Raw genomic sequence first — 20,350 nt, forward strand, 5'->3', positions numbered from 1 at the left:
TTCTCCCTTTAAGCGTTTTGATAACCGTATCGCTCTTTCGCTACATCTACAGAAATATATTCATTTAATAGGTCACGTTCAATGGCCTCTGAGCTTCGTTCGTGTGGAGGACCATAACCACCGCCAGTAGCAGTCACAAGCTCAATACGGTCGCCTTTTTGCAATTCATAATTGGCAAGTACGCCCACTGGTCCAATTTTCGTTCCATCCTTTTTATGAATGATTAAATAGTTGTGAGAGCCTTCTCCACCACCATTTAAGCCGAATGGCGCGAATTGATGTCTACCTAAGTTCACAGAAACCTTTTGACCATCATGATTGACTGTATAAACGCGACGAACACCTAAGCCACCTCTAAATTGACCAGCACCAGCACCGTCACAATTTAAGCTATATTCATCAATTTGAATACCGTATTTTGTTTCGGCAATTTCAACTGGAAGATTATATGTTTCGCCATCTCCCATACAGTATTGCCCGCTTTGCCCATCCTCATCATTCGCCGCTCCCCAGCCACCAACAGATGGCTCAACAATTAGGAATGACTCATCATTTTCAGGATTTTTCCCAGTGAGAATAAACGTACAAACAGATTGTAAATGCCCTGCCGATAAGCGTTCTGGTAAATGCGGCGCAAGAGCTTTCCAAATTAGATCAGCTGCCCCAATACGTGCCTCAAAATTCATAGACACAGGATGTGGACGTTTAGCTGAAACAATCGAATTGTCATCTGTGATAATCGTTAAGCGTTTAAAGACACCTTCGTTAATTACGTCAATATCGCCAAGTAATGCTAAGAACATAACGCGCACACTTGCCATTAAACCAAACTGAGAACAGTTCATTGGCACATTGACTGCAGGATGTGAGCCTCTGAAGTCACAAATAAACGCCTCATCACTAATTGTGACTTTCACTTTTATTGGATAAGGTCCACCCTTTAATGGGTCCCCTTCAATAAAGTCCTCCGCATAAAATTCACCTTTAGGTAGGTGTTGAAGCTCATACTCTACAATTTTCTCACCTTTGTCCAATAATTTTTGAATGGACAATTTCACCGATTCCGCACCAAACTTCTGACAAAGCTCTGAGATTCGTTTTTCACCTGTTTTTAAGGCGGCTACTTGTGCAAACATATCACCGATTGAAAGCTCTGGTAAACGAACATTCGTAGAAATGATTTCATAGACTGCATCGTTCAACTCACCTTGATGATAAAGTTTGACACCTGGTAGCTGTAAACCTTCCTGATAGATTTCATTAGAATTACTTGTAAATGAACCAGGGTCCATGCCCCCTACCTCTGTCCAGTGTGCTTTATTGGCAGAGTACGCAATAATTTCACCGTTGTAGAAAATTGGGAGAACTAAGCCCACATCCGATAAATGCGATCCACCTCCAACATAAGGGTCATTGATAATAATGACATCACCTTCATGTAGTTTTTTCCCATTATCAAACTTCTCTATTACACGCTGTACCATTGGACTTAACATCCCAATAAAGCTCGTTACACCGTTTCCTTGACTAATTAAATTACCCTTGGCATCTGTTAAACCACAAGCATAGTCTAATACTTCATAGATTACTGGACTCATAGAAGAGCGTGCTAGAGCTATAAACATCTCATCGCCTATAGCTAGCAATGAATCTTGAATAATTTCTACTGCAAAAACATCTTTTTTCATGTTTTATTTCCCCTCCATCTCTACTATCAAATTGCCGTATTTATCAATTTCAATTGATTGATTATTATTGATTACGACCGTAGATGTTGGATTTTCCACAATTGCAGGACCTGTAATGACATAGCCAGGTACTAATTTTTGTTGGTCATAGACATTGACCTCTACCCAACCTGTTCCCTTCACATATAAATTGCGTTGTGCCTTGATACATGTAGAATTGTCGATATGAGAGAAGTCTAGCTCTTTAAATTGAACCGCCTCATCTTTCCCGTAGATTGTAAGATGTAAGTTGACTAACTCAATTGGTGTAGCTGGTAAATCAAAAGAAAACTCTTGTTTATGTTTGATATGGAAGGCTTCTGCTAATGCAAGTAGCCCCTCTTCATCAAGCGTAATAGCTGATGCATTTAATTTAACGGCATGCTCTTGACCTTTGTAGCGTAAATCATAATTAATTTCAAAATAATAATGATCCTTTGATAATGGTGCATCTGCATAGGCATTAGCAATGACTTGATCAATATTTTCTTGAATAGCCGCAAGATGGTCTTTGTCAAAGTTCATTAAACTTGTTTGAATGTAATCTTGTCGATATTCGGTCATCATCATTCCTAATGCTGAGAAGACGGATGAGCCATAAGGAATAATGACTTTTTTCATACCAAGCTCTTCTGCTAAATTAATCGCATGTAGTGGACCACCGCCACCAAATGCCACCATTGTAAAGTCTTCAGGATCATAGCCTTTACGAATAGAGATCAGCTTCAGTGCATTTAACATATTGGAGTTTGCAATATCTAAAATACCCTGTGCTGCTTCTTCTGCTGACACATTAAATGGTTTCGCAATTGCTTCAACAAGAGCCTCCTCCACTTTGTCAATGGATACTGGGTTATCAAAGTTTTCTAAGGATAATCTTCCTAAATAAACATTGGCATCTGTAATTGTTGGCTGTGTATTCCCTAAGCCATATGCTACAGGCCCTGGCTTTGCCCCAGCAGAATCTGGTCCAACCTTTAATGAGCCAAACTGATCTACACGTGCGATAGAGCCACCACCATTTCCGATTTCCACAATATCCACTACAGGTGTTTTAATAGGATAGCCCGCAAATTTTTCATTTCTTTCAATATAGTAATCTGTTGTGACATTGACTTTGCCATCTGTAATAAGCGAACATTTTGCTGTCGTCCCACCAACATCAAAAGCTATGATATTCGATTCATTTAAAAGTTGGCCTAATTTAGCTGCCCCAAACATCCCTGCTACAGGTCCAGATTCAACGAGGTTGATTGGTAGCTCCATTGCTTTATCAAAGCTTGTAGTCCCGCCATTCGATTGCATAATTTTTAAATGGTCTGTAATGCCAATTGTGCTTAATTTCTCTTTTAGGCTTTTTAAGTAGGCATGTGCAATTGGCTTTACATAAGAATTAAGGACTGTTGTGTTTGTTCTTTCATACTCACGGTATTCTTTAATCGTTTCACTTGAAAGTGTGATATATACTTCCGGCCAAATTTTTAAAATGGCTTCTTTTAACTGTTGTTCATGAATTGGATTTTTATAGCCGTGTATTAAGGAAATGGCAATCGCCTCAACACCTAATTCCTTAAATTTATAAACGATCTCGTCAACTTCCTCGGTATTAAGCGCTTTCATAATATTTCCTTTAAAATCAATTCGCTCATCAATTTCTTGACGTAAATAACGCTCTACAAATGGTTCTGGCTTTTTATATTTAAAGTTATATAAGTCTGGTCGATTTCCACGAGCAATTTCTATAACATCACGGAAACCCTTTGTTGTAATTAACCCAACTACGCCCCCTTTTCTTTCCGTTAATGTATTGATGATAACCGTCGATCCATGAATAAATGATTCAATGAAAGAATCTTCCGTTACATGTCGTCCTAATACATTTAGTATGCCATCCTCAAAGTGACCAGGTGTCGTATGTCCCTTATCAAAATGAAGATTTCCTTTTTCATCTGTGAAAACTAGGTCAGTAAAAGTACCGCCAATATCTGTTGCGATTTTCAAGACTTCATCCCTCCATGTTCCTATTATCGGTACAGCGTTCCGAATTAGAATTAAATAAATTATATTTAAAAGAAAAAGAAAATTCAATGTATTTTTTAAATAAAAATTCATTTGACAATTGTCCTTCGTTGTAAAAACCCGCTCTATCTTTCCAATATCAGAGAACTATTGATAAAAAATACCAAACACATTTATATAAGGAAAGTTCTCGTGATTTTTGTGCAACATAAAAAAGATCCTAGTTTTCACTAGAATCTTAAAATCGTTTTAAAAAAATTAATTTTTATGAATTTTTACTCAAGAGGTGGATGAAGGAATCATCCGAAATTTTACTTTTATACCATATTTGCATTGTAGATAGACGTTGAATTGGGTCACTTCCTACGAACCATGTTTACCCATTATCAATAAAAAAGCTGCCCATTTAAGTAGGCAGCTTTTAATATTCTGTTAAAACAATCCTACCGCATGTCCTTCGTTATCGACATTCATGCGTAGCGCAGCTGGTGCTTTTGGAAGTCCTGGCATTGTCATAATATCGCCAGTTAGACAAACTAAGAAGCCTGCACCAAGCTTTGGAATAACTTCGCGAATTGTGATGGTAAAGCCTTCTGGACGACCAAGTAAACTTGGTTGGTCTGATAAAGAATACTGGGTTTTCGCCATACAAATTGGAAGGGAGTCCCAACCAAATTTTTCGATTTGGGCAATTTGTTTTTTGGCTTGGTCTGTAAATTGTACATCTTTCCCGCCATATACCTTTTGCACAATCGTACGTACCTTTTCTTCAATTGACTCTGTTACATCATATAAAGGAGAGAAGTTGTTTTCTTCCTCTAGCACAGCTAGTACTTGCTCAGCTAAGGCTAGACCACCTTTACCGCCCTCTTCCCAGACATTCGTACGGGCAATGCGAACATGATTTTCTTGACACCAGTTCAGAACGGCTTCTAGCTCAGCCTCTGTGTCCGTGATAAAACGATTTAATGCAATAATTGGTTCAACGCCAAATGTACGAACTGTATCTACATGTTTAGCTAAATTCTCAATCCCTTGTAGAAGTGCTTCCACATTTTCGCCTACAAGCGCTGTTTTCGGTACACCACCATGCATTTTTAAGGCACGAATTGTCGCTACAATGACAACTGCGCTTGGTTTAAAGCCTCCCTTACGCGCTTTAATGTTCATGAATTTTTCAGCACCTAAATCAGAGCCGAAGCCCGCTTCTGTCACCACAATATCAGCTAGCTTACGAGCGGTTTGTGTCGCCATAATAGAATTACAGCCGTGGGCAATATTCGCAAATGGACCACCATGGATAATAGCAGGTGTTCCCTCTAATGTTTGAACTAGGTTTGGCTTAAAGGCATCTTTTAATAATAGTGTTAAGGCACCCTCTACCTGTAAATCACGCACAAAGACAGGCTCACGCTCGAAAGTATAGCCAATCACGATACTAGCGATGCGCTCACGTAAATCCTCAATGCTTGTTGCTAAACAGAATACCGCCATAATTTCAGAGGCAACCGTTATATCAAAGCCGTCCTCGCGCGGCATGCCTTGAACAGGACCACCTAATCCCACCACTACCTTACGAAGGGCACGATCATTTAAGTCCATGACACGCTTCCAAATAATGCGTCGTGGATCAATGTTAAGTGTATTTCCTTGGTGGATATGATTATCAATAAATGCGGATAAAGCATTGTTAGCTGTTGTAATCGCATGAAGGTCGCCAGTAAAATGTAAATTAATATCCTCCATTGGTATAACTTGTGCGTAACCTCCGCCAGTTGCGCCACCTTTTACGCCCATGACTGGACCTAATGATGGTTCACGTAATGCGACCATCACCTTCTTATCTAATTGATGAAGGGCATCTGCTAGTCCAACAGTCACAGTCGACTTTCCTTCACCAGCTGGGGTTGGACTAATAGCTGATACTAATACTACCTTTGCATCCTCGCCTTGAGCAGTAATTTTTAATGGGTCGATCTTTGCTTTGTAGCGTCCATACTGCTCAAGAGCATCCTCTGGAATACCCGCAGCATTGGCAATTTCCGTAATAGGTTTGATCACTGCTTGACTAGCGATTTCTAAATCTGATAATGGTTGATTTTTCGTTGTCATTTGGCATCCTACTTTCTATGTTGTTCATTTCCATTATAGTCTTAATTGTGAAAAAAAAGAAAGCCAGATATGCAAGCATTTCGTCAATCAATTGACTTATTTGTTCAATTCCTGTATGTTCTAAGAGAAAATGCAATTTTTTCACATTTTCTCAATAAGTGCACCATTTATTTAACTTTATTTTACATTCAAGCGCATTGGAGGCGAATGCTTATGCAACAGGGGATCGTAAAGTGGTTCAATAATGAAAAAGGTTATGGCTTTATTGAATGTGATGATGGCGAAGATGTATTTGTTCATTTTACGGGCATCCAGGAGGAAGGCTTCCGTACACTTGAAGAAGGTCAAAAGGTTTCATTTGATGTTGTGGAAGGCAATCGTGGACCCCAAGCATCAAATGTTGTAAAACTATAAGCGTAATGGGACTATCCATGTAGTTCCAGATTAGCAGCGGATTAGGAAATGCATCGTTTCCTTCATCCGCTTTTTGTATTGTTTTATAAGCTGAATGCCCCCTCCATGTTATAATAGAAGTAACAAGACGTAAGGAGGGATTTCGATGCAAAAACAAAATAAACCCATGACTGAAGTTATTTTGAAGCATAAAGAACGACAAAGTGTAGCAGAATTTGCAGCAACACTGGAAACGATTGCAAAAAAGCTTAAAGAAAATGGTGAATTCACTTTTGTTCAAGACACAGAGCCAACAGTTGTCAGCCCAAGTGAACAGCTCAAAATCGAATACTCCTATACAAAAAAGGGCGACAAGCATTCATTTGAAATTGAATTTGATTGGTATACAGGTACAGAAACACCGAAAAAAATGACAATTGAATAATAATTGGCAACGAAAATCCACTTTTCTGATGAAGTGGATTTTTCCATATTGTTGAATTAAAGATCATGTCACTAGCTAAAACTTTTTAGCAAGGTTGGGGTGATTTCGCTCCAGGGTCTCCTCTGTAACGCTAAATCCACAGGAAAGCAAGTAGCCAGCATCAGAAATTCTATTGATGGTTTTGTTTTTCAATACTTATGTAAAAAGGCGGAAGCAAAAGTGTTTCAGCCCATAAAAATACCGAGCTATCCACTAAAACGCTTACGAAGTGTTTCGGAATAGTTCGGTTTTTCTAGTTATCATGTTTGTTAATTTAAAGATTATTCGGCTTAATGAAGGTCCCAGTTAGTTATGGCCCAGCCTTTTCTCCTTATCGATTTATCCAATAAAAAGCACCAGGGCAAACTAAAGTTTCCTTTGTTCGTTTAGGATCCTTTAATGTCACACCAAATGGTCCCTCTTTGACATGACCAAGTGTCATTGTCATCGCGCTCTCTTCCTCATAGAAATCTAAGCGCATATTCGGTAGCTGTAGTGACAAATACTGCTCATATTGCGTAGGCACTGGTAGCTGTAACACCTCTTGCCACAGCTTAACTGTTGCCTGCATGTCCTTGACGTAGAATTGGACGGATTCCATCGTTATAGCCTGTTTGACATCAATGGCACCACTTGCCTTTAATTGAACCAAACGTTCTTCATCTTCCTCCGCCCATTCAATCAAAAATGGAAAATCAATTGGCAGATCTGGCTTACCAAAATGCAGTAGCTTCCATTCTACCACAGTGCCATCTGGTCTTGTTCTGCTACATGCATCTGGTCCATATACTTCATAGCCCAATGCTCGCAAGCGTCGACCCTCTTCCTCAATATTTTTTGTGCGCAGAGCAATTCGAGAAAATCCCTGGCGCTCTTGATCACGTTTAAACGTATAATGTAGGGAATATGGGTATTGTGCCGCTTGCTCAAATAAATCACGATCATAGATAGCAATTTGTTCAATATAGCTTAAGCCAAAGTAGCTTAACGTATTATAAGTCCCCCACATCGTGTGCTGCCCACCATTCACTGTATGGACATTTCGTTTATTGAAGAAAACCTTTATATTTTCTGGTGATTCCACTTGATGAACCAAATGATCAAAATATAAAGTCATGGCCATTCCCCTTTCTTTCCCCATTACCTTTACCTGTATGTTTGATTAGTTTAAAATTTACTCAAGAAAAGGAGTTACTAGTAGGATATGAAAAAAAGTTTCGTTTACCTACAAACTCCGTTCACTAATTTCATAAAGAGGTGATTTGAATGACAGATTTAGTAGCTGCTTTTAAATTGGCATTAGGTAATTATCCTACAGGCGTAACAGTTGTCACGACATGTCATGACACAAAACCGATTGGCTTAACCGTCAATTCCTTTGCATCTGTTTCAATCGACCCGCTCCTTATTTTGTGGTCACTCGATAAAAAATCTCAGCTCCATCCTTATTTCACGACTGCGCCAAATTTTGCGGTCAATATTTTAGCGAGTGATCAAGAGCATTTATGTACACTATTTGCCAGTAAAATCCCTGATCGCTTTGCACAAGCAAAATGGTCAACTTCCTCTTTAGGACTACCGATTTTACATGATACAGCAGCTAATTTACAATGTAAAACATTTCAGCAAATCGATGCTGGCGACCATACCATTTTTATTGGGCAGGTCGTAGACATTACAAATGCTCAAAAAGAGCCTTTGCTTTATCATCGCCGTCATATCGGTCCCATACCAAAAAGCTTTTATAGCTAGTCTTTACACAAAAAAAGGGCCACTTGTAAGCACAGGAAATCCTTCATGCTTATAGGTGGCCGTTTGACATAAGTTCTACTGAAATCATTGTTATTTTTTCTGCGGAAATCTCTGCTTTTCAAGCCTATTAATTTGCACAATCACACCATCTTGAATCGTAATATGCACTTCACCAAATTCAAGATTTTGAATCGCCTTCGCAATTGCCTCTAGTTTCTTATCATCTACTTTTACTGACTGAGCCATACGATACACCCCTTCTTTTTTATCCTTATTGTTCATAAAGAGGCCAACGCATCAAACTGATTGATAGCCCCTCCTATCTCTCAGACACCATCTGTTGGATTTGGCACCTGTTGTTCGGTTGCCGAGGCTTCATTGGGCCAAGTCCCTCCACCTCTCTTGATAAGAGTACTGCGTTTCTTGAAAATAATTCTATAATTCTGCTATAGGAATGTCAATACAAAATATTAGAAAACCTAGTTGAATACTATGCAATATGTCGTTTAGATTAAAAGACTCCCTAAACCTAAAGTATTTTATGCCTAGTCAGTGAGAAATAGATGGCAATCCATTAATTTATTACAAGCTCCATTTCCTCATCATGAATTCAAGTGGGCCTCGATGATGTTTAGTCCTCCACCATACAGAAACAACGACACATCCTAAAAAATAACAGCAGGCATACAGCATGGAAAAAGCAAGTGTTTGGTTCTCCAGCTTTTGGCAAATAATTAGTATTCCAATGCCTATAACAACATGGCCAACATAATGCGTTAAAGACATTTGTCCTGTTAATATGAAAGATTGAATAACCTTATTTTTACATGTCTCTACAAGATAGATGGAGCCAACAATGATAACAATAGCCGAAGCCGAATTAGATAGGACATACATCATATTCGGTGGAATCGGTCCTGTATCAAATAAATACAATGCACTCTCTACATCTAATAAATGAATGGTTGTCATCTTAATGAATAACGTTGAACAAGTCTCAGTCATGATGACTAACAATAAACCTATCACCAGTAAGTTTTTTCTTAATGTATGATTTGTTAAATCTAATGTGCCCACTACCATACCTATCAGAAAGAAGCAAATCCAGGGGAATAGTGGATGATAGCCATTAAACATCAAATTTCTTATAAATCCTGCTGGTGTCCAAAAATCAAGATACTCTAGTAGCACATATGTTGGATGCCAACCAGCAAGGTAACTAAATTGAATTTGAAGCCATTGTGAAAGGATAAGGATGGCACCAATTATGAAGATCATCATTTTCTTGGATTGGGCAATCAACCAAGCAGCAACAAACATATACACGCCATAATAATGTAAGATATCTCCTGTCCAGCCGATTGCATATAATATTATCCCTATCGTAAATAACAAAAGCGCCCTCTTCCACAAAGTAAGTCGATTTTGACGAAGAAGGATTGGGTCCTTACTCTCTCTAGCCTGACGAGTCATTAAGGCTGTCCCTATTCCTGCTAGCATGACAAATACGGCCGAAGCACGTCCCTCGAAAAGATGTTGGAAGGCAATTAACCATGTTGAACCATTCGTTGTAGAATCTGTTATGACGCCAAAATTGACAATGAACATGCCAAGCATGGCGAGAGCTCTTGCAAAATCAAGACCTTCAATGCGCCGATCATCATTTCTTTTTGTCATTTTTGCCCCCTTGGATAACGCTATTCACTGCCTCCTTCCAAATAGCCCTATAGTTCAATTGGTTGCCTGTTAACATGAAATTACCGATATTATCATAGACGAGGGCTAGCATCTGTGCCTTCGCTTCTATATGTGGAGTATCCTCTAGCACGCCTAGCTGTACGCCATATCGTAGGATAGCAACAAAGCTCGTTAAAAAACTGGTTTCTAGCTCTACTAATTGTCTTTTATAGTTTTCATCGCGGGCCGCTAATAGTACATATTGATTAAATATTTTATTAAAATAAGGGTCCTTGTCCTGTGCCTCAATAGATTTATAGCCTAGCTTAAGTAATTCCTCCTTAAAATTAGCAGAAGAAAGCTCTTTATAATCCACAGCAACATCATGTTGAATTTCTTTATACAATTCATCAAATATGAAAGCGATTAATTGATCTTTTGATTGAAAATAATAGTAAATGGCTGGTTTTGAAATACCGACCTCTGTAGCAATCATTGCTAAGCTTGTTTTTTCAAATCCATTTTCCGCAAACATCACATAAGCAATTTCTATAATCTTGCGAAAAGTTTGTTCTTTATTTCCCATTATTACCCTCCTTTTTTTACCGACCGTTAAGTAAATATTATAGGATGCTAACCTTTTAGACAAGAAAAAACTGTGTAGAAATATTTCTCTACACAGTTCACATTTATTGATTTTGTAAATACATCATTAAAGCTTCTGCTGTTTTTTGCTTGCCCATTACTTTAAGAGGCTGTCCATCAGCAGGTACAATCCAATGAGGTTCATCCCCCCCATATAAAGACTGAGAGCTATTTGCTACCATAAATTGTGCATTGGCTGTTTCCATACGCAGTCTGGCACGAGCTAACAAGAATTCCTCATCATTCGTTGCTTCGAGCTTAAAGCCTACTAACGTTACATTCGGTTGCCATCCCTTAATTTGACCTAATACTTTTGGTGCTTTTTTAAAATGAATAATAGGTGGTTCGTCAGAAGGCATTTTCCCCGTTTCCTCCATTAAATTACCTGATTGATCATATACTTTGTCAATGACCCAATCAGAGCCCGCAGCCGCCATAATAACGATATCGACATGTTGTTGTTGAACTGCATGACGTACCTTTTGTCCTAAATCCTCTATGCCTTCAAATTGTATCAATGTCATATCATTTTGGTTTTCTGGGAGCTGTGCAAAGTAACCATGCATGTATACTACGTTAGCGCCAGCAGCCAGCGCCGCCTCTGCTAAATAACACCCCATTGTGCCTTTTGATAAATTAGTATGACCTCGTACACGATCCCATTTTTCAAGTGTTCCCCCACTTGTAATGAGTACGGTTTTGCCCTGTAATGTCCCCATACACTCACCTATTTTCTGAAATATATACAAATACTATTTTAACGTAATGTAAGGATAGGCTTCAATAGCCACTATTTTAGGGAGCTGTTTTGTTCTTTTAGCCAAGCACTTAATATCTCTGCAAATTTCTTTGTGACGGGCGAAGCATGGTGTTTCATGGCAATACCAATCGTTCGGTAGCCACCTTGCTTTAACGGAATCGCTCTCAATGTTGGCGGTAAATTTTGAATAACCAACTGAGGTAAAATACTGATCCCTAAATGATGAGAAATCATGGAAAGAATCCCTACCTCCTCGGAAAGCTCAAAGCGGATATTCGGCTTAACATGATATTGCTCTAATAGCACCTTGACATCATTTGTCCCTTTATAGGAAGTCATAATAAATGGCATATCCTCTAAATCTACGATATCAATTTCTGTCTTATCAAACAATGGACTTTTATCCGAAACAATACATAATAATGGGTCTTGTTGGAGCTCAGTGAACTGATATTGCTCTGACTTTTGACCATTCAAAAATCCTGCTTCTACTTCACCACTTAAAAGCCATTGTTCAATTTCATAGTAATCTCCCTCTCGTAACTCCACCTGTATCCCTGGAAATTGATTATCCATAATTCGAACAATTTCTGGCATCCAATTGGAAGAAATACTCGATATCACACCAATTCGAACCTTACCTCGTGTCACGCCATGAATGTGAGCTGCTTCCTGTTGCAATAATTCCTGAGCATCCAAAACCTGACGCATTGCCCTTAGCATTGTTTGTCCCTCACTCGTTAATGTCACACCCACACGACTTCGATGAATGAGCGCAAAGCCAAACTCTTTTTCTAAACTCGACACGGCATGACTCACAGCAGATTGTGTTAACCCTAGCGCATCAGCTGCTTTTGTAAAGCTTGCCACCTCTGCCACCTTTGTTAAAATCTCATATTTCACTAAGCTCATCCGCAATCCCTCTATATACATGAATTTTTTTAATCCTATTCATTATAAACATTCGTTTTACTAATCACAACACAAGATATATAGTAATTTTTAGTATAAAACTGTTTTAGTACACAGATGGTAGGTGAACATAATGAGTATCCAAGGAAAAGCAAATGTATTGATGGTTATTGTCACAATGTTTTGGGGGCTCTCTTATACCTTTATGGTCATGGGGCTAGAAACGTTGGCAGTTTATAATGTGGTGGCATTACGTTGTATCATCGCATTTTTCGTAGCAGGACTTATTTTTTACAAACGGATGATCAAAGTAAATGGTAAAACATTAAAATATGCGGCTATTCAAGGATTTTTATTATTCATTGTGTTCGCGTTAAGTTTATTTGGTTTACAATCTACTTCTGTTTCAAATGCTGGCTTCATCTTAAGCCTAACGGTCGTGTTAGTGCCGATTTTCAGCAGCTTTATTGAAAAAAAATTACCTTCTCGAGCAGTTAGCTTTGCAATCATTTGTACCATGATTGGTATTACCGTCTTAACAGCACACGGCTCATTCACATTCCATAAAGGTGATTTATTAGTAGCAATTGCTGCGTTATGTTATTCAATTTATTTACTTTTAAATAGCTCATTCACACGAAATGTAGAGTCCATTTCATACGGAATTTATCAGCTTGGCTTTGCTGGAATTTATGCACTTGTGTTAACCTTTCTATTCGAAACACCAACAATGCCAAATTCAGCAATATCCTGGATTGCTATTTTAGGGCTTGGCATCATCTGTAGTGCGTTTTGCTTTGTGGGTCAAACTGTTGCACAACAGTATACTTCTGCTACACATACAGGTCTTATATTCTCCTTAGAACCAATTTTTGCCGCTATGTTTGCCATGATGTTTATCGGAGAAGGCATAACAATGAAATTAATGATTGGTGGCAGCTTCATTCTTATAGGGAATTTAGTAGCACAATTAGAGCATTTCCATGTATTACGTTTTATGAAAAAGGATGCACAGGAAAAAGTCATACAATAATATAGTGCATATGAATAAAAGAGGAAGCTGAGAGTTATTTCTCAAGCTTCCTTTTACTATGTATTGAATTTATAGCACGATTACATGTAAAATAGACTAATTTTTACAGGTACGAAAATAAAGGAGATTCATACATGCAAATTCAAACCTTACATACGTCATATTATTTACCAACCAAGGATAATCAACCAATTCAAACACAAAACCTACTGGATTTAATGAGACATGTCGGTGGCCGTGAAGAGGAAGACGAAAAAAAGAACAAATCGAAAATTGAGGTCAGATACGAAAATGGCTATGTACGTCAATACCTTGTCAAACCAACAGGACAAAGGGTTCTCCTCATGGAAACCAAACAAAGCCTTGATATGAGAGAATCTACTAATTTACAAGACCTGCTTTCGCAACCTTTTAAAAAGAAAACAAGTGATCCTATTCTATCAATACTAAATGCGAAAAATAACATTTCTAAATATAAAGATGGCATTTAAAAAATAGCCCTTCTTTTCAAGAAATGCTAGATAAAATAATAGACAAAGTCGAAACAATCGACTTTGTCTATATTCAAACTAGCAAGGAATAGTCATATCTCGTTAGTTTGATTCATTATAAAAATCTTCTATATTGCTCTGCTTCTGCCATACGCTGTTGATTTCTTAAACGCTCCTCTTGCTCTTCAGCAGTCTCTGGATATGTTTGGAGTGTATCGACATCATCCTCATGTTCTGCATATAAGACAATACTTCCTTGTTCTACAAGATGCGCATAGTAAGCGATTTGTCCCTCTGACAGATTAAATCGTTTTAAACCCTCTGTAACGGCTGAGTCGCCTGTAAACCAAGATTTAAATTGATCTACCCAATTTCCAGCCTCATGCGTTTGCACATCGGCATCCCATTTTACATCCTCAAACTGTTGGGGATCTCTCGCAATAATATGAATATCGTCTTGGTGATAACCTTCCATTCGCATATTCTCTAAAATGTGAAGCATTTCATCCCTTGTATGGGCCACCTCAATTTTTGGATTTTGTTCATTCATCATGTTCAATTCCTCCTATGTTGTATGGCTTACTAGGTAATTACCCGCACTACACACAAACAAACCCATTTTACTAAACTGTAATAATTGTTAAATTGCCTTAAACTACGTTGCTGATTTGACATAATAAGTTCAGGGCAGAAAAAAAGCATGCTGGAGAGAATTTCTTCTTCAGCATGCAAATTTTCAATTTTTACTTGTCAAGAAAGGCCTTTAACATCCATGTATGCTTTTCAAGAGACTGATACATGGCATTGAGTAAATCCTCTGTACGGTCGTCTCCTTCTTCTGCGGCTAGCTCCATTGTAGAATTTAAAGCTTTCATCAGCTTTTGGAAATCTGAGATTGTCGTTGCAACCATGTCCTCTGTCGTTTCTTCACCTGTTGCTTCATCTACATAGGATAGCTCTAGATGCTCTTTTAATGTTGCCACTGGCTTGCCATCCTTTGATAAAATACGCTCTGCTATTTCATCTAAATTCAATGTTGTTTCATTATATAGCTCTTCAAATTTTGCATGCAGTGTAAAGAAGGCTGGACCTGTGACATACCAATGATAATTGTGTAGCTTTGTATAAAGCACAGACCATGTCGCCACTAGCTTATTTAATTGTTTGTTTAAGTTTTGTGTCATAATCAATTTCTCCTCCAATATGTCTTGTTCTAGCCATTAGTATGAGTAATAAAAGATGTTGGCTATACACTCATTGTTCCCGACCGACAATATTTCAAACATCCTTCATGAGAAACGATTTAGAGTAAGAATATTTCAACTATTCTATGAAATTATTTCACTTTCCGAAATAGTTTCGTTATAATGAAATCACTTATATGTAAAGGGGTGTCCATAAATGAAAGTTTTACCATTACGAAAAGATGTTGCAGTAGAGGAAACTTGGGATTTAACAGATTTATTGAGCAATGAGGCTGATTTTGAACCTACCTTAGCACAATTAGTGGAAGATGCACTTAGCTTCGAGCAACAATACAAAGGTACGATTACAAATGCACAAAAAGTAATCGACGTGTTAACAGCCTTTGAAGAGCTACAAAAAAAGTTTGTTCCGATTGGCACATATGCAAGCTTAAATCTTGAGACAGATCGCACAAATGATGTAGCACAAATGCGTGCTGCAAAGTTTGGTACAGCTATAGGAAAAGTCAGCAGTGCACTATCCTTCGTGCGCAGCGAGTTACTAGCATTGGATGAAGCTGTTTTACAAGAAGCAGCGACATTAAGCCCTCTTTACAAACGATATCTAGAGGAATTATTAAAACAAAAACCACACCAGCTCCATCCTGAAGTGGAAAAAGCGCTGGCAGCCTTCAGTGCCACATTTGACGCGCCATATAAAACGTACAATACGACGAAATTAGTGGACATGGATTTTGGCGAATTTGAAGCCAATGGCGAAAAGCATCCTCTTAGCTTTGTGCTGTACGAAAATGACTGGGAGTTTGAAGCAAATACAGATGTACGCCGTGCTGCCTTTCAAGCTTTTTCAAGCAAGCTACGCGATTACCAGCATACAACGGCACAAGTATATAACACACATATTCAACAAGAAAAAACAATGGCTGACCTAAGAGGCTTTAATTCTGTCATTGATTATTTATTATTTGATCAAGATGTCGATCGTTCGCTCTATAATCGTCAAATTGATTTAATTACAAAAGAGCTTGCCCCGCATATGCGTCGCTATGCAACGTTAATTCAAAAAGCCAACGGAATCGACCAAATGACATTTGCAGATTTAAAAATTGCGCTGGATCCTGAGTATGATCCAAGATTATCAATGGCTGAGGCAAAAGAATATGTTGAAAAGGCATTAGCCGTTATGGGTGAAGACTATAATCAATTAATGGAGAGAGCCTTTAATGAACGCTGGATTGACTATGCGCCAAACAAAGGAAAATCTACAGGGGCATTTTGTTCAAGTCCGTATGGTAGCCATCCTTATATTTTAATGTCTTGGAATGAACAAATGAATGAAGTCTTTACACTTATTCATGAGCTTGGTCATGCTGGGCATTTTGCAAATACGTATGAACATCAATCGTATCTTAATAGTCGTCCATCTCTATACTTTATTGAAGCGCCATCGACAATGAATGAAATGCTGTTAGCAAATTATTTACTAACACATAATGAAGATCTACGCTTTAAACGTTGGGTAATTTCCAATATTGTAGCGAAAACATATTATCATAACTTTGTTACACATTTACTAGAAGCTGCCTATCAACGCAAAGTATATGAATTAATTGATGCTGGAGAAGCAGTTAATGCAACCATCCTCAATCAATTAAAACGTTCCGTGTTGGAAGATTTCTGGGGTGATACTGTCGCTATTTCTGAAGGTGCTGAACTCACATGGATGCGTCAGCCGCACTATTATATGGGCCTTTATCCATACACATATAGTGCAGGGTTAACCATCTCCACACAAGTGTCTCAACGTATTTTAAAAGAGGGCGCTCCAGCTGTTGAAGATTGGCTAGCAGTTCTTCGGGCTGGCGGTACAAAATCACCAGTGGAGTTAGCGCAAATGGCTGGTGTTGATATTACGACTGACCAACCACTTCGTGATACAATTGCCTACATTGGCCATTTAATTGATGAGCTTGAACGTCTAACAGTGGAAATCGAAGCGGTTCAGCAATAATTTAACTAGAAAACGGTCCTGCCTATTCAAGGTATAGATCGTTTTCTTTTTTTAGTTCTAAGTAGAAAAATACGTACATATACTAGAATCAGGGCGTCCCTCTATATTTTTTAGATATTTCAAAATAGACAATCATTTTTCTTCATACAAAAGTACCGTTATTATTAAGAGTACGCAAATTATTTAGCAATATACGATTAACAATGATTAAAGGAAGTGTTCTAATTATGGTAAAACGTAATGATCCATGCCCATGCGGTAGCGGCAAAAAATATAAAAAATGTTGTGAAGGCAAACAACAAGTAACAGTGGAAGCAGTACAAATCGAAGAATTAGAGCGTGTGCTACAAACATTTTACTTAGAGTATCCTGAACGTAAAGATGTTCGTGCCTATATTGAGCATGTGGGCACATGGCAGCCTAAATTAGAGAGCGTTTTACAGCGAGAGCTTATTGAAGCCATCGCTTTAGACGACTTTTTCTTCCATCAAGAGCCATCTATTTGGAAAAATTATTTGAAGAAAACGAAGAAAAAAGCGGTAAGACCTTCTACAGTCAAAGTACTTGAAGATTGGTCTCAGCCTACTTTATTTATTGGTACGGTGTCTGTTGTTGAGGAAAAATATTTCAAGGCTAATCATATACTTACAAATGATGAACTTTATATTCGACGTGAAAATAACAAACCGATTCCTGAAGGTATGCATGTATTTGCCTTCATTTTACCAGATGGCACGAAGAAATCGGCTCATTATTTAGCTGTGTCTACACTGATTTTCTTCCCAGAGGATCATGCGAAGGTCTTTGAAGAATTTAAGAAGCGCTTTGAGGCTTCAGAGAAGAAGGTTGGCTCCTTCTTAAAAGAAGAGCACCTAGCATTTTGGGAGTTATTAGTATCAAATGGCTATAAAGGTGAGGAATTTTCAAACTTTGAGAGCAATGTCCTGACACAAGTAAAAGACTTCCTAGAGCAAAATGAGCGTGAAACAGCACCGATGCTTGAGCTTTTAGAAGACTATTTAATTGAAGGTCAACCGACTGCGCGTAAAGAAGCGGCCATTGCAGCTGGTGCTATTCGTTACGGTCAGGAAAAGGAGCTGTTTGAGTCCCTTTCTATGACGGTAAAAGAAATCGCTGCGACATTCGATATTTCGGCTTCCTCTCTTACAAAGTATTACCAAGATCTAAGCAGCTATGCTGAAACGAAATAATCTTGACAATTAAAGAAGCTACATGTACTAGCGTTTTGCTAATACATGTAGCTTTTTCTCATGTGTTTATTTGCTATAAACTTTTAAAAGTTCTTCCCCTAGGAACTGTAGCTTTTCTCCAACTGAACAGGCTTCAATGCAGAAACGATGAGCCCCTGGTTTACCACGTTCTTTACGTAATTGCTTAATCACTAAGCAATCCGAACAATACGTATCATGCAGTTCATCAATATCCTTCATAACCGTCACTTTATCCATGTTGAACTCTCGCTCCTTTCACGTCCAAAATTCACTTCCTACTATTATGAAGCGTTCAATTTCAACAAGCAACTATTTTGTTTACTTCCAACGTATTTTTTTCAAACACGAATTGCCCCACAAGGATGCTTTGCCCATAGCCTTGTTGTACAATTATAGAGAAGTCAAAACGCAAAGTAGGGATGATATGTTAGAGGTTTATATAGATGCTGCCAGTGCAGGAAATCCCGGGCCAAGTGGTATAGGAATATTTATTAAAGGTGAAGGTCACCAGATCCAAATCAGCGAGTATATTGGGGAAACAAACAACCATATTGCTGAGTTTTCAGCATTGGTTCGTGGTCTTGAAGAAGCGCAAAAGCTAGGCTCCCCTCTTGTCTCGGTGCGTTCAGATTCCAAAATCGTTGTTGCTTCTATGGAAAAAGAATATGTGAAAAATGAGGAATTTAAACCTTATTTAGAAAAAGCTTTAGCGCTTGCTACTAGCTTTGATTTATTCTTTATCAAATGGGTGCCCGACTCACAAAATAAAGCGGCTGATGCCTTGGCACGAAAAGCAATCCAAAGCAAAAATGGCTAGCTCATTTCACAGGACTGTTCTATTGGAGCAGTCCCTTTTTCTTTTCCCTATTCTTCAGTTACTTACTTTCCCCCAATTTCATTATTTTATGATATTCAAAAAATAGCTAGAAAACGCCACTCATTTTCTGATTAATCCAAAACGATATTGACATTGTTAGAGTACGATGTTATCCTTTAACACATTAGCAGTTTAGCAAACGAAAGCGTTAGATTATAGGGGGAAACTAAAATGAAACGTGTATTGACTTTATTTATGATGCTGACAGCTGTCATCGTTTTAGCAGCATGCGGTACTTCAAAAGAAAAGACAGCAGAAAAAGACGAAACAGCAGCAGATCAAGAAAAAATTATTATTGGAATTGACGATAAATTTGCACCAATGGGCTTCCGCGATGATAAAAATGACATCGTTGGATTCGATATTGATTTAGCTCGCGCTGCAGCAGAGCATATGGGCGTTGAAGCAGAATTCCAGCCAATCGATTGGAAAACAAAAGAGGCTGAATTATTAAGTGGACGTATTGATTTAATATGGAACGGTTATACCATTACAGATGAACGTAAGGAAAAAGTTTTATTTACAAAGCCTTATCTTGAAAACTCTCAAGTTGTAATAACAAAGGCAGATTCAAAGATTACGAAGCTAAGTGATTTAGCTGGACAAGAAGTAGGTATTCAATCCCTTTCTTCTGCAGCCGATGCATTAAACGGTAATCCAATTCACAAAGAAGTGAAAAAAATTACAGAATTTGCGGATAATGTTTTAGCATTATCAGACTTAAAAACAGGCCGTGTTGATGCTGTGGTAATTGATGCTGTAGTTGCAGAATATTACATGACACAAGAGCCTGACACATTCAAATTATTAGAGGAATCACTCGCACCTGAGCAATACGGTATTGGTGTGAAACCAGGAAATGAAGCCTTATTAGAAAAACTACAAGCCGCGTTAGACAAAATGAATGAAGACGGTACTGCGGCTGACATTTCAACAAAATGGTTCGGTGAAGATAAAGTATTAAAATAATGACAGGATACATCAACTGTAAGAGTTTCCTTAGCGGAACTCTTACTCTTT

The 20,350-nt window shown here is 38.2% G+C and carries 21 protein-coding genes and 1 riboswitch; of the genes, 9 read left to right on the forward strand and 12 right to left on the reverse strand.

What is annotated here, in order from left to right; genetic code table 11:
- Positions 1 to 8: 8 nt before the first annotated feature.
- The 3 genes from AAJG31_RS05465 to AAJG31_RS05475 form a co-directional block, all read right to left on the reverse strand.
- Complete coding sequence (locus tag AAJG31_RS05465) at positions 9 to 1,688, reverse strand: hydantoinase B/oxoprolinase family protein (RefSeq protein WP_066037711.1); 1,680 nt, start codon at positions 1,686 to 1,688, stop codon at positions 9 to 11.
- A gap of 3 nt (positions 1,689 to 1,691) precedes the next feature.
- Positions 1,692 to 3,728: a hydantoinase/oxoprolinase family protein gene (locus tag AAJG31_RS05470; RefSeq protein WP_103117789.1), complete on the reverse strand. Its 2,037-nt coding sequence runs from the start codon at positions 3,726 to 3,728 to the stop codon at positions 1,692 to 1,694.
- 450 nt (positions 3,729 to 4,178) lie between these two features.
- Positions 4,179 to 5,858 (reverse strand): formate--tetrahydrofolate ligase, encoded by a 1,680-nt coding sequence (locus tag AAJG31_RS05475; protein WP_048390103.1) that lies wholly within the window; start codon positions 5,856 to 5,858, stop codon positions 4,179 to 4,181.
- A gap of 213 nt (positions 5,859 to 6,071) precedes the next feature.
- Between AAJG31_RS05475 and AAJG31_RS05480 the strand changes: the two genes are divergently transcribed.
- Positions 6,072 to 6,272 (forward strand): cold-shock protein, encoded by a 201-nt coding sequence (locus AAJG31_RS05480; protein WP_004269397.1) that lies wholly within the window; start codon positions 6,072 to 6,074, stop codon positions 6,270 to 6,272.
- A 145-nt stretch (positions 6,273 to 6,417) separates the two neighbouring features.
- The gene (locus AAJG31_RS05485) at positions 6,418 to 6,696 is read left to right on the forward strand and encodes an amphi-Trp domain-containing protein (protein WP_048390101.1); all 279 of its coding nucleotides are present in this window, start codon (positions 6,418 to 6,420) and stop codon (positions 6,694 to 6,696) included.
- Positions 6,697 to 7,066: 370 nt separating this feature from the next.
- Here the strand turns inward: AAJG31_RS05485 and AAJG31_RS05490 are convergent, their stop codons facing one another.
- Complete coding sequence (locus tag AAJG31_RS05490) at positions 7,067 to 7,852, reverse strand: VOC family protein (RefSeq protein ID WP_048390099.1); 786 nt, start codon at positions 7,850 to 7,852, stop codon at positions 7,067 to 7,069.
- A gap of 149 nt (positions 7,853 to 8,001) precedes the next feature.
- On the opposite strand from AAJG31_RS05490, the gene AAJG31_RS05495 reads away from it, so the two are divergent.
- Positions 8,002 to 8,487 carry a flavin reductase family protein gene (locus AAJG31_RS05495; RefSeq protein ID WP_048390098.1) on the forward strand — a complete coding sequence of 162 codons (486 nt, stop codon included), beginning with the start codon at positions 8,002 to 8,004 and terminating at the stop codon, positions 8,485 to 8,487.
- Positions 8,488 to 8,577: 90 nt separating this feature from the next.
- Here AAJG31_RS05495 and AAJG31_RS05500 read toward each other — a convergent pair whose 3' ends face one another.
- From AAJG31_RS05500 to AAJG31_RS05520, 5 genes are all read right to left on the reverse strand, one after another.
- Complete coding sequence (locus tag AAJG31_RS05500) at positions 8,578 to 8,733, reverse strand: YezD family protein (RefSeq protein ID WP_004269393.1); 156 nt, start codon at positions 8,731 to 8,733, stop codon at positions 8,578 to 8,580.
- A gap of 70 nt (positions 8,734 to 8,803) precedes the next feature.
- A riboswitch (SAM riboswitch) is annotated at positions 8,804 to 8,899 on the reverse strand.
- 170 nt (positions 8,900 to 9,069) lie between these two features.
- Entirely contained in the window at positions 9,070 to 10,164 is a 1,095-nt protein-coding gene (locus tag AAJG31_RS05505; protein ID WP_279494538.1) for a heparan-alpha-glucosaminide N-acetyltransferase domain-containing protein, read from the reverse strand.
- Positions 10,148 to 10,750, reverse strand: coding sequence for a TetR/AcrR family transcriptional regulator (locus tag AAJG31_RS05510; RefSeq protein WP_279494537.1), 603 nt, complete (start codon positions 10,748 to 10,750; stop codon positions 10,148 to 10,150). The genes AAJG31_RS05505 and AAJG31_RS05510 overlap by 17 nt, the downstream gene beginning before the upstream one ends.
- Positions 10,751 to 10,853: 103 nt before the next feature.
- The gene (locus AAJG31_RS05515; protein WP_048390090.1) at positions 10,854 to 11,528 is read right to left on the reverse strand and encodes a phosphopantothenoylcysteine decarboxylase; all 675 of its coding nucleotides are present in this window, start codon (positions 11,526 to 11,528) and stop codon (positions 10,854 to 10,856) included.
- A 71-nt stretch (positions 11,529 to 11,599) separates the two neighbouring features.
- Positions 11,600 to 12,481 carry a LysR family transcriptional regulator gene (locus AAJG31_RS05520; protein ID WP_048390089.1) on the reverse strand — a complete coding sequence of 294 codons (882 nt, stop codon included), beginning with the start codon at positions 12,479 to 12,481 and terminating at the stop codon, positions 11,600 to 11,602.
- Between the two features lie 133 nt (positions 12,482 to 12,614).
- Between AAJG31_RS05520 and AAJG31_RS05525 the strand changes: the two genes are divergently transcribed.
- Positions 12,615 to 13,514 (forward strand): DMT family transporter, encoded by a 900-nt coding sequence (locus AAJG31_RS05525; protein WP_004269389.1) that lies wholly within the window; start codon positions 12,615 to 12,617, stop codon positions 13,512 to 13,514.
- Between the two features lie 134 nt (positions 13,515 to 13,648).
- Positions 13,649 to 14,005, forward strand: a complete 357-nt coding sequence (locus AAJG31_RS05530) for a hypothetical protein (RefSeq protein ID WP_066037706.1) — start codon at positions 13,649 to 13,651, stop codon at positions 14,003 to 14,005.
- A 115-nt stretch (positions 14,006 to 14,120) separates the two neighbouring features.
- Here AAJG31_RS05530 and AAJG31_RS05535 read toward each other — a convergent pair whose 3' ends face one another.
- Together AAJG31_RS05535 and AAJG31_RS05540 are read right to left on the reverse strand one after the other, a co-directional pair.
- Positions 14,121 to 14,558 carry a general stress protein gene (locus AAJG31_RS05535; RefSeq protein WP_048390084.1) on the reverse strand — a complete coding sequence of 146 codons (438 nt, stop codon included), beginning with the start codon at positions 14,556 to 14,558 and terminating at the stop codon, positions 14,121 to 14,123.
- Between the two features lie 190 nt (positions 14,559 to 14,748).
- Positions 14,749 to 15,189 (reverse strand): DNA starvation/stationary phase protection protein, encoded by a 441-nt coding sequence (locus AAJG31_RS05540; RefSeq protein ID WP_054550810.1) that lies wholly within the window; start codon positions 15,187 to 15,189, stop codon positions 14,749 to 14,751.
- 217 nt (positions 15,190 to 15,406) lie between these two features.
- On the opposite strand from AAJG31_RS05540, the gene pepF reads away from it, so the two are divergent.
- Together pepF and AAJG31_RS05550 are read left to right on the forward strand one after the other, a co-directional pair.
- Complete coding sequence (gene pepF, locus AAJG31_RS05545) at positions 15,407 to 17,221, forward strand: oligoendopeptidase F (protein ID WP_066037705.1); 1,815 nt, start codon at positions 15,407 to 15,409, stop codon at positions 17,219 to 17,221.
- Positions 17,222 to 17,448: 227 nt separating this feature from the next.
- A complete protein-coding gene (locus AAJG31_RS05550) occupies positions 17,449 to 18,432 on the forward strand; it encodes an SEC-C metal-binding domain-containing protein (protein ID WP_004269384.1) in 984 nt (327 codons plus the stop codon).
- A gap of 66 nt (positions 18,433 to 18,498) precedes the next feature.
- Here AAJG31_RS05550 and AAJG31_RS05555 read toward each other — a convergent pair whose 3' ends face one another.
- Positions 18,499 to 18,690: a zinc-finger domain-containing protein gene (locus AAJG31_RS05555; protein ID WP_004269383.1), complete on the reverse strand. Its 192-nt coding sequence runs from the start codon at positions 18,688 to 18,690 to the stop codon at positions 18,499 to 18,501.
- Positions 18,691 to 18,877: 187 nt separating this feature from the next.
- Here AAJG31_RS05555 and AAJG31_RS05560 point away from each other — a divergent pair, with 187 nt between their 5' ends.
- Positions 18,878 to 19,270, forward strand: a complete 393-nt coding sequence (locus AAJG31_RS05560) for a ribonuclease HI family protein (protein ID WP_066037704.1) — start codon at positions 18,878 to 18,880, stop codon at positions 19,268 to 19,270.
- 231 nt (positions 19,271 to 19,501) lie between these two features.
- Positions 19,502 to 20,299: an amino acid ABC transporter substrate-binding protein gene (locus AAJG31_RS05565; protein ID WP_054550807.1), complete on the forward strand. Its 798-nt coding sequence runs from the start codon at positions 19,502 to 19,504 to the stop codon at positions 20,297 to 20,299.
- Positions 20,300 to 20,350: the final 51 nt, after the last annotated feature.

The organism is Lysinibacillus sp. BS3, from assembly GCF_039614735.1.
In the GTDB taxonomy this organism is placed as follows: Bacteria; Bacillota; Bacilli; order Bacillales_A; family Planococcaceae; genus Lysinibacillus; species Lysinibacillus capsici.

Bases quoted from the DNA above. Each gene is read 5' to 3' on its own strand.
- AAJG31_RS05465 (WP_066037711.1), bottom strand. From the start codon at position 1,688: ATGAAAAAAGATGTTTTTGCAGTAGAAATTATTCAAGATTCATTGCTA.
- AAJG31_RS05475 (WP_048390103.1), bottom strand. From the start codon at position 5,858: ATGACAACGAAAAATCAACCATTATCAGATTTAGAAATCGCTAGTCAA.
- AAJG31_RS05480 (WP_004269397.1), top strand. From the start codon at position 6,072: ATGCAACAGGGGATCGTAAAGTGGTTCAATAATGAAAAAGGTTATGGC.
- AAJG31_RS05485 (WP_048390101.1), top strand. From the start codon at position 6,418: ATGCAAAAACAAAATAAACCCATGACTGAAGTTATTTTGAAGCATAAA.
- AAJG31_RS05490 (WP_048390099.1), bottom strand. From the start codon at position 7,852: ATGACTTTATATTTTGATCATTTGGTTCATCAAGTGGAATCACCAGAA.
- AAJG31_RS05495 (WP_048390098.1), top strand. From the start codon at position 8,002: ATGACAGATTTAGTAGCTGCTTTTAAATTGGCATTAGGTAATTATCCT.
- AAJG31_RS05500 (WP_004269393.1), bottom strand. From the start codon at position 8,733: ATGGCTCAGTCAGTAAAAGTAGATGATAAGAAACTAGAGGCAATTGCG.
- AAJG31_RS05505 (WP_279494538.1), bottom strand. From the start codon at position 10,164: ATGACAAAAAGAAATGATGATCGGCGCATTGAAGGTCTTGATTTTGCA.
- AAJG31_RS05510 (WP_279494537.1), bottom strand. From the start codon at position 10,750: ATGGGAAATAAAGAACAAACTTTTCGCAAGATTATAGAAATTGCTTAT.
- AAJG31_RS05515 (WP_048390090.1), bottom strand. From the start codon at position 11,528: ATGGGGACATTACAGGGCAAAACCGTACTCATTACAAGTGGGGGAACA.
- AAJG31_RS05520 (WP_048390089.1), bottom strand. From the start codon at position 12,481: ATGAGCTTAGTGAAATATGAGATTTTAACAAAGGTGGCAGAGGTGGCA.
- AAJG31_RS05525 (WP_004269389.1), top strand. From the start codon at position 12,615: ATGAGTATCCAAGGAAAAGCAAATGTATTGATGGTTATTGTCACAATG.
- AAJG31_RS05530 (WP_066037706.1), top strand. From the start codon at position 13,649: ATGCAAATTCAAACCTTACATACGTCATATTATTTACCAACCAAGGAT.
- AAJG31_RS05535 (WP_048390084.1), bottom strand. From the start codon at position 14,558: ATGATGAATGAACAAAATCCAAAAATTGAGGTGGCCCATACAAGGGAT.
- AAJG31_RS05540 (WP_054550810.1), bottom strand. From the start codon at position 15,189: ATGACACAAAACTTAAACAAACAATTAAATAAGCTAGTGGCGACATGG.
- pepF (WP_066037705.1), top strand. From the start codon at position 15,407: ATGAAAGTTTTACCATTACGAAAAGATGTTGCAGTAGAGGAAACTTGG.
- AAJG31_RS05550 (WP_004269384.1), top strand. From the start codon at position 17,449: ATGGTAAAACGTAATGATCCATGCCCATGCGGTAGCGGCAAAAAATAT.
- AAJG31_RS05555 (WP_004269383.1), bottom strand. From the start codon at position 18,690: ATGGATAAAGTGACGGTTATGAAGGATATTGATGAACTGCATGATACG.
- AAJG31_RS05560 (WP_066037704.1), top strand. From the start codon at position 18,878: ATGTTAGAGGTTTATATAGATGCTGCCAGTGCAGGAAATCCCGGGCCA.
- AAJG31_RS05565 (WP_054550807.1), top strand. From the start codon at position 19,502: ATGAAACGTGTATTGACTTTATTTATGATGCTGACAGCTGTCATCGTT.